At 44.8% G+C, this 12,048-nt stretch carries 10 protein-coding genes and 2 pseudogenes; 3 read left to right on the top strand and 9 right to left on the bottom strand.

Features of this window, described 5'->3' with window-relative positions:
* The 8 genes and pseudogenes from bchB to ilvN form a co-directional block, all read right to left on the bottom strand.
* Nucleotides 1-1,465 (bottom strand): annotated as a pseudogene (bchB, locus tag RMO27_RS05595) (ferredoxin:protochlorophyllide reductase (ATP-dependent) subunit B); the annotation flags it as partial.
* 279 nt (nt 1,466-1,744) lie between these two features.
* Nucleotides 1,745-2,350, bottom strand: coding sequence for an RloB family protein (locus RMO27_RS05590; protein ID WP_309730250.1), 606 nt, complete (start codon nt 2,348-2,350; stop codon nt 1,745-1,747).
* 4 nt (nt 2,351-2,354) lie between these two features.
* Nucleotides 2,355-3,755 carry an ATP/GTP-binding protein gene (locus RMO27_RS05585; RefSeq protein WP_309730247.1) on the bottom strand — a complete coding sequence of 467 codons (1,401 nt, stop codon included), beginning with the start codon at nt 3,753-3,755 and terminating at the stop codon, nt 2,355-2,357.
* Nucleotides 3,756-3,916: 161 nt separating this feature from the next.
* A complete protein-coding gene (locus tag RMO27_RS05580) occupies nt 3,917-4,834 on the bottom strand; it encodes a histone deacetylase (RefSeq protein ID WP_309730243.1) in 918 nt (305 codons plus the stop codon).
* 273 nt (nt 4,835-5,107) lie between these two features.
* A complete protein-coding gene (kaiC, locus tag RMO27_RS05575) occupies nt 5,108-6,661 on the bottom strand; it encodes a circadian clock protein KaiC (RefSeq protein WP_309730236.1) in 1,554 nt (517 codons plus the stop codon).
* An 86-nt stretch (nt 6,662-6,747) separates the two neighbouring features.
* A complete protein-coding gene (gene kaiB / locus RMO27_RS05570; RefSeq protein WP_295617934.1) occupies nt 6,748-7,062 on the bottom strand; it encodes a circadian clock protein KaiB in 315 nt (104 codons plus the stop codon).
* Between the two features lie 226 nt (nt 7,063-7,288).
* Nucleotides 7,289-8,191 (bottom strand): circadian clock protein KaiA, encoded by a 903-nt coding sequence (locus RMO27_RS05565; RefSeq protein WP_309730228.1) that lies wholly within the window; start codon nt 8,189-8,191, stop codon nt 7,289-7,291.
* Between the two features lie 319 nt (nt 8,192-8,510).
* Entirely contained in the window at nt 8,511-9,014 is a 504-nt protein-coding gene (gene ilvN / locus RMO27_RS05560; protein WP_309730224.1) for an acetolactate synthase small subunit, read from the bottom strand.
* Nucleotides 9,015-9,289: 275 nt separating this feature from the next.
* Here ilvN and RMO27_RS05555 point away from each other — a divergent pair, with 275 nt between their 5' ends.
* Nucleotides 9,290-9,634: a BON domain-containing protein gene (locus tag RMO27_RS05555; RefSeq protein WP_309730221.1), complete on the top strand. Its 345-nt coding sequence runs from the start codon at nt 9,290-9,292 to the stop codon at nt 9,632-9,634.
* Here RMO27_RS05555 and RMO27_RS05550 read toward each other — a convergent pair.
* Nucleotides 9,575-10,627: an alpha/beta fold hydrolase gene (locus RMO27_RS05550; protein ID WP_309730219.1), complete on the bottom strand. Its 1,053-nt coding sequence runs from the start codon at nt 10,625-10,627 to the stop codon at nt 9,575-9,577. The two genes, RMO27_RS05555 and RMO27_RS05550, sit on opposite strands and share 60 nt — an antisense overlap.
* A 238-nt stretch (nt 10,628-10,865) precedes the next feature.
* Here RMO27_RS05550 and infC point away from each other — a divergent pair, with 238 nt between their 5' ends.
* The gene (gene infC, locus RMO27_RS05545; RefSeq protein WP_396133618.1) at nt 10,866-11,408 is read left to right on the top strand and encodes a translation initiation factor IF-3; all 543 of its coding nucleotides are present in this window, start codon (nt 10,866-10,868) and stop codon (nt 11,406-11,408) included.
* A 316-nt stretch (nt 11,409-11,724) separates the two neighbouring features.
* Nucleotides 11,725-12,048, top strand: a pseudogene (rbcL, locus tag RMO27_RS05540) (ribulose-bisphosphate carboxylase large subunit); the annotation flags it as partial.

Below are 12,048 nucleotides of genomic sequence, written 5' to 3'. Positions count from 1 at the left end.
GATCGCGTGCGAATTTCTCGGTATTGCGTTTAACTTTACCGCGCACAAAACCAGGCACCTTATTCAGTTCGGCTTGCGCTTCTTTATTCCAACCTAAGTCAGAATCAGCCGAGATTCCTTTGGTAATTACTTACTTAGTATCGTGTCCGCCGAAGATTTCGAGCAAGTGATCTTCCATGACCAATTTAAACGAATTGTAGATAAAATCCACAACTTGATTGGTGCCTTCATAACCCAAAAATGGCTTGTAACCGATCGGGAAATTCTGAACGTGGATTGGTGCGGAAATTACGCCCGTCGGAATATTCAACCGTTTACCGACATGGCGTTCCATTTGGGTACCGAAGATTGCCGATGGCTCACTACTGGCAATGCGATCGCCAATTAAGCCATGATCGTCTGAGATGATTACTTCATCGCAATATCCTTCAACTTCCTTGCGGAACCACTCTTCATCGGGCTTGCAAAAAGTCCCCGCCCAAACAACATGAATCCCCATTTCGCGAGTGAGGATCTTGGTAATTGCCGCTGCATGAGTAGCATCGCCATAGACTACCGCTTTTTTGCCAGTTAAATTCTGACAATCGATCGATCGAGAGAACCAGGCGGCTTGGGAAACGTGGATAGTTTGCTCGTTGATAAAGTCTTCATAATTTACATCTGCACCACCTGCATTCAGGATGGTTTGAATCTTGCGAATACAGCGGGCAGTTTCGACTACTCCCATCGGGGTAATATCGACGCAGGGCATCCCAAATTCAGCCGCGAGGTAATCTGTGGTCATCGGCCCTAATTCGCGGTAGGGAGCGAGGTTAAACCAGGCTTGGGGGAGACTTTTGAGTTCGGCTACCGTCGCGCCTTCAGGGATAATCGCATTGATCGTAATTCCCAGCTCGCCCATCAACTTCTTGAGTTCGGTACAGTCGTGATTATTGTGAAAAGCCAGAGTCGAAATCCCGATGATATTTACCGAAGGTTTCGCCGTCTTCTCGGTGACTAAATCGCCCTTCTTGCGTCCTTTCTCGATATAAAACTGAACGATCTGCTGTAGCGTACGATCGGCAGCCTGCATCTCGTTGAAGCGATAATGATTGACATCAGCTAGCAAGACATCGGCTTTGGCTTCGAGCGATGCGCGTTGGACGAAGTTGGCAAGATCTTCTTGGAGGATGCTCGACGTACAAGTTGGCGTCAGCACGATTAGATCGGGATGCTCCTCGGCATCCTTGCGGGTGATATTGTCAACCACCTTCTCCTGCGAACCGCGCGAGAGCACATGTCGATCAACTACGCTGGTAGTCACTGGCGTAAAGTCCCGTTCCCGCGACAGCATCGATCTCATCACGTTAAAATAATCATCCCCGATCGGCGCGTGCATGATCGCATGAACGTTTTTAAACGAAGTCGCCACCCGCAAAGTCCCAATGTGAGCGGGAGCAGCGTACATCCAATAAGCTAATTTCATATATCTTTATCCCTTAGTCCCAGTCTACCAATCGATTCTGTCTAGATTGTCGCAAACAAGTTTAGGGTTAGGACGCGATCGAGTAAAAATTTAACTTAATATCTAGCAACAATAGCAAAATCGCTGAATGTACTATCATCAAAGAGGTAGATGTATTCAACTGCACATGAGACAGTTAAATTTTTATTGATAATTAACTAAATGTTTTCTTTGTTATTAGCTATGCCGATTTCTGATTTGGCGATCGGTTTTCAGTCTAAACATTGGCATTGTCAGATCCTATCCAGTAAGTTGGAGTAGAATTTCAACTAATCGATAGACATGTGTTCCGATTGTGGGCGGCCAGTTTTGCTGGAGATCTGGATGTAGTATTTTAGCTCTTTCTACTGCCGTAGCAAGATGAGGTTCGTACTGGGATAAATCTAAATTGCTACGCTGATAACTTCCTAAAATTTTCCGCAGCCTTATTTCAAAATGGTCGCATGTTTGATCTTCAGGATCTAAATCACCAAAATGAAGGTTCAACCAAACCTCAAAACATGGCTTACTAACGGCCAAGTGATAGTTTTTTTGTTTGGCTTCACGACAAACTTGGCTTAGTTGCCCGCCTTTGTTCCATCGATCGACATCAAGTACTAGCCACAACATATCATCTTCATGGAGATCGAACTGCTCTTTGAATGAATTCAATCGGTCGATTACATATTTAGGAGCAGATTTATTGTCACTACCAGTCGCTAATACTTCTACTTTAATCCGACTATTACCAAACATCTCGAAATATTGTTTCTCAGTAGTTGCACCTTCAGTTGCAATAATAAAAAGCCTTGCATCACGGCGATCGTGTTGACGATCGAGTAATTTAGTTCGATTAATTTTACCCATTCCTTTAATGCTCGTTCGTCTCCATTGCAGTATCTCGATTTTGACTGTGCCAGCCTAAGCTTTCAGGATTTCCAAAAAATGGAATAGCTCCAAATCGACCATTTAAGTAGCCTTTCTCAATTTTTAGATCGGGTCGAGTTTTAAATTCTGTCAATGAGTATAGATTTGAAGATCCTTGTCGATCTTTTTCCACAAACCAAATCTCATCGCGACGGAGTAAATCTAAATCGAGCAGATTTGTATCGTGAGTGGTGAAAATAAGTTGATTATTCTTACCTCTACAATCTATTGCTGTTTTCACAAAAAGCCGAGAAAGTAAGGGATGCAATCGTCGATCGAGTTCATCTATGAAAATAACTTTTTCTTCTTCTTGTAATACAAACAACGCTGGAATTAGATTGATTAATCGCTGAGTACCTTCCGATTCTTCATTTACTGCGAAATCAACAAGATTGCCATTTTCATGCCTATGCTGAGTCACTAATTGAATCATTTTTATTAAACTATCTTCCCCTTTCAAAAGGAGATATTGCTTGCCAAAATTATCTTCTATCATTAAAATAGAATTCGCATGTGCGCCTGAAAATTTCTGAAGCAGTTTATCTCGATCTACTTGCGGCATTCCTGGAAGATGACGATCAAAATCTAGTTCGACTGTTCCTCCACCAACTTTGTCTATGCCTGTTCCTGCAAGCTTAAGAAATTTACTTAAAAAATCCGTAAATGAAATGTCGCTTAGTATTGTACTTTCTAAACTTGCAAATATTGAGTCTGCCATAATAATAGTTAAAATTTCTCTAAACCAATTGGCAACTGGAAATAAAGACTCAACATTGCGATCGATTCCCTCTGTCAAAAATAGTTGATTTGGACGCGTACCTTCTGCGATAAATTCAAGAAATTGTTTACGTTTTAAACTTCTCCCTGTTAACGGCAAGCCATAATCCACAGTGGTTTTTTTATCTAAAGAAGTAATACGTTCAAAATACATTACTTCTTTTCTCTTACCAGGTGGAATAGCATGAAGCCATTCTTCGAGGATTTGCTCTTTATTTAATTTAAAGCCATATGAATATCGAGCATCTTGATGGGTAAATATGAATTCAAACTTACTAGGCTTTTTACTATAATCTCCTAGCTTAAAAGTAGCCACAGGAATCGATCGATTGCTGCGAGTACCTTCTAAAATAAGCTCTTTGGCAAAGCTCAGAGCCTCAATCAAATTCGATTTACCTGCTGCATTTGCACCATAAATTGCAGCGATCGGTACTACAGATCTTCCTTTACCTGCCGCATCCTCTATCAGTCGATCGGCATGTTGTCGATCGCTACTAACACCCACCATACTAAAAGTAACTTCATCTCTGAATGACATAAAGTTTTCGATAGTTAGTTGAATTAGCATAGGCTTTCATTTGCAGAATTTTTAGTTTATTCTGTCCTTATTGCGATCTTACGCTAAAAACGACGGTTTCAGGAGTAAAAATCTCCTAAAACTGCCAGAAGTTTCTCCCTAGAAAGGTAGACATTATCCGCCATCTAGATTTCAAGCATCATCTATCTTATTCACAACGTATATTTTCGATCGATCTCATTGGCTGCCCGATGTAGCAATGAGTGTCTATAGACGAGACTGGGAATATCTTCAGCATAGCCACCACCAATCACACAGGCGATCGGATAACCTTGAGATACACAAGTATCTAACACATATAAGTCTCGATCGAATATCCCTGTATTTGTTAATGCTAGCTTACCCAACCTGTCGCTAATATGCGGATCGACACCCGCATCGTATAAGACCAAATCCGGTTTTACCTGTGATAATAAATCGGGTAAATACTCCGCCAGGGTTTTTAAATACTCCGCATCTTCCATCCCTTCCGGTAACGGGACATCGAGATCGCTGGTTTGTTTCTTGCTGGGGAAATTAATCTCACAGTGCATGGAGAAAGTAAAGACACTCAGATCGCGTTGGAAAATCGCCGCCGTACCATCGCCTTGATGGACATCGAGATCGACGATGAGGATCTTTTTGGCTAATCCTAATTTCTGGATGACACGAGATGCGATTGCCAGATCGTTGAAGATACAAAAGCCCGAACCCAGATTCGCAAAGGCATGATGGGTGCCGCCTGCCGTATTACAGGCGATACCATGTTCGATCGCGAGTTTTGCAGTCAGGATCGAGCCACCTAGAGCGATACAAGTCCGATTGACTAATTCGGGACTCCATGGTAACCCAATCCGTCGCTGTGCTCTAGGATCTAATGTGCCAGTATAGTAAGCCTGAATATAAGCCGGATCGTGAACTAATTCTAACCACTCCGTCGGTGGTAATGTCGGGGCGAATGTTCGCTCGGGTGTAACTAATCCATCGGTTAATAATAACTCGTACAATATCCGAAATTTAGACATCGGAAAGCGATGACTATCGGGCAACGGTACGACGTAATCAGGATGGTAAACGATCGGGACTGACAAAATTTTGCTGCTAATGCCTGGAGAACTAACTACTTGCGAATGGATTCTAACCTAATTCGATCGTGAAAATCATCCCTAGTTGCTAATTAATGCTCATGCTGGTAGTTTTATGCTCCAGAGACGAGACTACAATTGCTTGAGCGATCGACATCTAGATCTAGATTTGTTGACAACAATTATCCCAAAAAATAACCCCGATCCAGGAGTTGTTCGGTAGATAATCGATCGAACTAGCGATCTCCTGACTGTTACTAATTAATTACATTCGCAGAACTATTCGCTCGATTTATCGCTAACGGCGCGGACGATCCGGGATAGTTCATATTTTTCATCGACAGCAATCCGACTGGGAGAACCACTGATAATCCCTTCATAGTTGCGGAACGAATCTTTGATTTCGGCTCCATCCTTGCTGATCGTATATTCATGAATCCCCTTATCATGCCAAGATCCGCGCATTTTAAATACATTGAGAGCGCGCGCCATTTCGCCGCGAATCTCCACATACTGGAGCATTAAAATTGTGTCGGTAATCGTGGAAATATGCGAATCCGTAATCGAATTCGCACCCATAAATTGGTCGGAAGTATTTGTGAAAAATCCCGTGATTTCTTCTTGTTTGGCATAACCTGTTACGCCGATTACAAATTGCCTGAACGAGTTATTGCTCACCCCCCGCGCCAAGGCAGATAGGGAATCGATCGCAATCCGATCGGGTTTAAATTCGGCTATTTCGGATTTGATTGTTTGTAAATGATCCTCCAATCCGGCTGATTCTGGATAGGTACAGAGGATTTTGAGCAATCCTTTTTGCTCCAACTCTTCAAAGTCAATCCCCCACGAAGAAGCATTTCGCGATAACTGCGCGCGCGATTCTTCATAGGCAAATAAAATTGCCCGTTCACCAGCCAAACAAGCTTCTTGGATAAATTTGCTCACAAGTAGGGTTTTACCCGTCCCAGTGGCTCCAGTGGCTAGAATGATCGAATCTTTGAAGTAGCCGCCGCCACACATCACATCCAACGCTTTGACGCCAGATGATACTCGGACGTTGGAGGATTTCTGCGTCAGTCGCATCGCCCCTAGTGGGAAAATATTGATGCCTTGATTGGTGATCGTAAATGGATATTCACCCTTCATGTGGGTAGTACCGCGCAGCTTGAGAATTTCGATCGTCCGGCGGCGGCGTTCGCCCTCAAGCACGTTACGGACAATGGCGACGTTATCGGAAACGAATTCTTCGACCCCAAACCGGGCGACAGGACCATATTCTTCGACCCGCTCGGTGGTCATAATCGTCGTTGCCCCCATTTGTTTGAGCCTAGCAACGAGTCGGAAGATTTCGCGTCTGACTACTGAAGCGGCGTCATACTGTTGGAAAATTGCGGTGACAGAATCGATCGAGACGCGTTTGGCTTTATATTTGGTAAAAGCATATTGAATCCGTTCGATCAAAGCGGAGAGATCGAAACTGCCAACGACTTCTTGCCCTTCAGGATCTGGCGAGGCATCGAGGATAAATAGTTTGCCATCATCGATCGATTTTTGAAGATCCCACCCAAAACTATGAGCATTTTTAATAATATCAGCAGGTGATTCTTCAAATGTGACGAAGATCCCCGGTTCATCAAAGTAGTGAATTCCATTGTAGACAAATTGAACGGCGATCATCGTTTTTCCCGTGCCGGATGTGCCACTGAGAATCGTCGTTCTACCGACTGGTAAACCACCATGAGAGATATCATCGAACCCCTCGATCATGGTGTGAATTTTCTGCACGCCCAGGGGATGGAGCGGTAATTCTGCTATTTGATTCGTACTGGTCATTGCTGAGATCTGAAAAGTTTCTAACTAAACAACTAATTCAACTTACTAAATTGCTTAAATACTCGCGACTGCTAGAGTTTAACAATCTAAAAATCCCCGTCTCGCTCAGACAGCTCCTCATATAGGAGATCCAAGCCAATTAATACTTTTTCGCGATCGGATAAATCTCCGATAATTTTGCGGACTGGTGGTGGTAAAACTTTTGACAATGTGGGCGTAGCTAGAATCTTATCTTCTTCTGCTAATTGCGGATTTTTGAGTACATCAATTACTTTAAGGGCATATACGCCTTTAAACTCTTCTTCTAAGATATTCTTTAGAGTTCGCAGCGCCCGGACAGAATTGGGCGTATTTCCTGCGACATAAAGTTTCAAGACATAAGTTTTCATTAATGGAGGCATAAGTTAAATTATTAGTTATCGGTGGTGAAACATTCAACTCGATGACTTGAAAGTTAGTGTCAAATAGTGTGGTGAGGAGGATAGCAGCCTCGGACGATCGAAGTAGTGGCGGTGGAGATCGATCCAACCGATGAGATTTTACGCAAATCCTCGCGAATGCGGCGATCTTTAGCAGTGGTGAAACCTCGGATAGCTGCGCGAGTCTAGCAGCATCGAGTTGTCGGTTCTAGATCTCGCGCGGAACCGATCTCCGATACATCTCACATAGATGCGCGATGATATCGATCAAGGTTAGACGGTATTCTAGCAAGATTTCCTCACTCCGCCCTTCCAATTTTAGCTGGTCTGAGAATTCTGCTATCAATTCCATGTGAATCTTGACAATTTCCGAAACGGCTAGATCGCGAAAAAATACGGCACTGACGAATTCATCAATTTTGTCATTGATCTGCGTCCCGTCAGCAAAATATTCGAGGACGATGCTGCGGTATTGAGATTTCAACTGACTGAGCAGTTCCTGTTTCTGAACTCGATCGAGATGTCGGAAAAATTGGCTGGAGTTACGCTTGTAATATACAGCTAGATATCCCAGCCGCTCGTTGAGTTTTTCGGCCAGACGGCTTTGTTGCTCCAGTAAATAAGTAGACTCTGGGATCTCGATCTCCGTAGGGACTTGGGGTGGTTGAGCATCCTCAGATGTGGGCATAATCGGCTTTAGGTTCAAAAACTTAGCGATGGCTTTATCGATAGCTACCCCAATATTTGCTAGCTCTGTTACTGCCAAAATCACTTCTGATGGCTGATAAATATAGCTACTCGATGCAGGCGAAGTGCTGGCTGCGGTAAGTTGTTCGGGGCTGGTTGAACTGGTAGCAATCAAGCGGTGGATGATGACGACTGGTAAGATTAATCCGCGATCGTAAAGATAATTAATCGTGGGCAGGAGTAGTTGTTCGGAGTAAAAGATCAAACAATCTGGCCCGTGCTTGACTGTCTCTATATAGTTCAAGAATTTCGACTGCTCGCCAAAATACGCTACTGCATAACGATCGGCAGCTAAATATTGACCCAACAACGGCAATAAGTCCGTGGAGTCAGCTAAAACTGCAATAGTCAGAGAACCAGACAAAATAATTTATACTCGCTAAAAGTGCTAATAACTAACTAGCCATTAGCTTAACGATCGCCGCACTCAGAGCACGCCCGTCTCTGCCCTCGCTCGCCAAGTTCGGACAAAATCTGGCATTTACCGCTGGCGATCGGTCGATCGTGTCAGCACTGACACTACTTACACAGCAGGTCGGGAACGTATTTGTTCCAAACTTAATATTTATTTTATAATCATACCACCATCAGCTCTCAGAATGCAGCATTGGTGTGCAAGATCGTCGTGGTGCTGGCGATCCGATCGATATTCTTCGCAGCCAACACCTCATTCCGAGCCGCAGTTACAACTTCAAAGATTCTGTATTCACTTTTGATTCTCTCGATAGTGCGACTTTTCCCGTGCGGGCAATCTCTTTGATCCCAAATTTCTGTAAGACTTGGACGATGGCGACAATCTTACCCGGATCGCCTACTACTTCTAAGGTCAGCGCATCTTCGGACGCATCGACAACCCGCGCTCTAAAAATATTCGCCAGATCGATGATTTCCGCACGATTGCCACTATTGGCATTGACTTTGAGTAACATCAGCTCGCGTTCGACACACGGTACATCGGTAATATCCAGCACCTTGAGGATATTGACCAACTTATATAACTGTTTGGTCAGTTGCTCGATCGAGTGTTCGTCACCATTCACTACCATCGTCACCCGCGAGCGACCCTCTTGTTCGGCGGGGCCGACAGCCAGACTATCGATATTGAACCCCCGACGGGCAAACAAGCCCGCAATCCGAGTCAGCACTCCAGCTTCATCTTCAACCAATACAGATAAAGTATGTTTCATAAGGGGGTAGGGGGTAGGGGTAGAAAGTAGAAGAGGGTAAAAAGTAGAAGAAGTATGTATAGAAACCAAAAACTTGAAGACTCAAACCTAAAGCCTAATCACTAATCTTTACCATCTACTCTCTACTCCTTACCCTCTATTTAGCCTCAGCGTTATATTGTCCCACAAATTCTTGTTGTCACAATCTTAAAAAAATTGTAATCATCGTTGGCTTTAACTCCAATTACCCTACATAATGAGTAGGATTTGTTTTTTTATGATGGAGTATTTTAATCATGGGTTTCTTCAAAAAAATGTTCGGCATGGAAAAACCAGCAAATGCTGAAGTCAATCCCGCCCCCGCAGAAGCAGATCCCGAAACTGGCGGAGAAATCTCGCCAGAACGTCTGGGTGTCAATGGGGAATACGACCAAAGCGGTTTGGCCAAACGTGTGGCTCTAGCTTTCGATGGCGATTCGGATGTGATGGATGTAGATAGCCTCTGGGTTGCGCAAACTGGCGGTAGTGTCGTGTTAAAAGGTTCCGTGCCCAGCCAGGAAATTCTCGACAAAATGGTCGAACTAGCCAGCGGTGTCTCTGGTGCTACGGATGTCAGTGTAGACCAAGTGACCATCGGCTAGAGCGTTGCTGGCAGGGGTAGAGGGTTGGGTCGATCGAGTGTTTGTGGCGTCGAGATCGGCTGTGACCTCTGCCGCTGCGGCCAGGAGGTCGCCAAGCTTGGTAGTGTCCAGCCAATCGCGGACGATCTGATTGACGATATCTGGAATCTCATCATGCGCGCAGTGTCCCGCTGCATCTAGATTGACTAGTTCTAGCAACGGATTTAATTCGACCAAGATCCCCGCCGTCCCTGGTGGGATCATTCGATCTTCACACCCCCACAACAGCAGCATCGGCAGCCGTAGTTCCGGTAGGATCTTCCGAATATTCGGCGAAAAATTACTGCTAGTCATCCCTTGCATAATTCTCACAAATGCGGCTGGAGCTTCGCGTTCGCGGGCGGGAGTCAGGAAAATATCGATTAGTTCGTCAGTGACTCGATCAGGATTTGCATAGGCGATTTGCGCCCATTTGCGGGCAATTTTAGGCTGACTGACTAGTTTAAATAAGCCGCGTAATAGGGGGGGATTGAGGATGACGCGCTTAATCCCGTTGACTAAGGGTTGGAGCGATTTTGGAATCAATTCCTGCTCGGCGGAGAGATCGGGCAGACTGACCATCACCAAACTATGTGCTAACTCTGGATGTCTGGCCGCAGCCACCAGTGCTACCAAAGAACCGATCGAGTTACCGACCAAAATCAGCGGTTGACCGATGAAAGTCTGCCAAAAATCGTAAACTTGATCGACCCACAGATCGATATCGTACTGAATATTGGGTTTGCGCGAACCGCCCCAGCCCACGAGATCCAGCCCGTAAACGGTATGTCGCCGTGCCAAAAATTCGAGATTGTGCTGCCAATGACCGATCGAGGCACCAAAACCATGTAGTAATAATACTGGCGGCTCGTTTGTGCTGGGATCGCTAGCGCGCTGATATGTATACCGAGTTTGCCAACCGCGCCACACCCAATCCCGCTGATTTCCGACCTTTTGGTGCCAAGTCTGCAACATCCTGTCTCCTCAATACTCGCCTGTAGCGTAGTTGCTCATGATCGCGACCCCTCAGCCCCTAAAATCGCTCGCCTCAAGCTTAAAAAATATTAAACTTTCGCGCTCGTTCTACAAATTTTGGGTAAAATAGTTGTATCTAGCTAAATAGCGATCTTCAGTTATTAAGCTTAGACCAATTTTACAGTTAGCTGTAATTGAGGATAACCATACCACTTACCCACCAGAAACTCCCATTCCTATTAAATCACCCATCATCGAGAAAAGACGCACCCGCGATCTTCCTCAAATCAACGAACGGATTCGTTTTCCACAAATTCGTGTCATCGGTACTGACGGCGAACAACTCGGGATTCTCACGCCTAAAGAAGCGCAAGAGATAGCGGATGAAAACGGACTAGATCTAGTGCTTGTCAGTGACAAAGCCGATCCACCCGTGTGCCGGATTATGGACTACGGGAAGTATAAGTTTGAACTCGAAAAGAAAGCTCGCGAAGCGAAGAAGAAGCAACATACTGCCGAAGTCAAAGAAGTCAAAATGCGGTACACGATCGAGGAACACGACTACCAAGTAAGGGTCAGTCAAGCCGATCGCTTTATCAAGTCTGGCGATAAAGTCAAGGCGACAATTACCTTTCGCGGCCGCGAGATCCAACATAGTGACCTAGCGGAGAAAGTCCTCAAACGGATGGCCGACGACCTCAAGGAAATAGCTGAAGTCCAGCAATATCCCAAAAAAGAGGGTCGCAACATGATGATGCTCCTGTCACCGAAGAAAGTCTAGTCTCAGCCGAGATTGGGGATCGATGGAGATGATGCTTGCATAGTGCCACTGTCATCTATGCAGTATCGATCGATAGATCTGGATGGTTAACAAAAAATAACATTTTCAAATCCCGATTCAGCGGCGGTTAGCACACTAGTCTACCCGCCGTTTTTGTCCGCTCCAATCGTTATGGTTGTATAGATCCCCGTCAATGGTACATATATAAAATCCTCTTATCACGATCGTCAAAAGATCGAAACCAAAACTTATACACTTGCTGATATAGTTAGTTTTAACAAGAAACGTCAACTGGTTCCTGAAGGTTAGGAAATTTATGGCTTACGCGCAAACTCAAACTCAGGCAAAGACTGGGTACAAGGCTGGTGTACAAGACTACCGTCTGACTTATTACACGCCTGACTATACACCCAAAGATACAGATCTACTCGCAGCTTTTCGGATGACTCCCCAACCTGGAGTTCCCGCAGAAGAAGCTGGTGCTGCTGTTGCCGCTGAGTCTTCCACCGGTACCTGGACCACTGTTTGGACTGACTTGCTGACCGACCTCGATCGGTACAAAGGTCGTTGTTACCATATCGAACCAGTTCAAGGTGAAGACAATCAATATTTTTGCTATATTGCCTATCCTTTAGATTTA

The sequence above is a fragment of the Chamaesiphon sp. OTE_75_metabat_556 genome (assembly GCF_031378165.1).
Taxonomy (GTDB): domain Bacteria; phylum Cyanobacteriota; class Cyanobacteriia; order Cyanobacteriales; family Chamaesiphonaceae; genus Chamaesiphon.
Note: the sequence above shows the minus strand (reverse complement) of the source record. Positions and strands in the feature narration are given on the sequence as shown.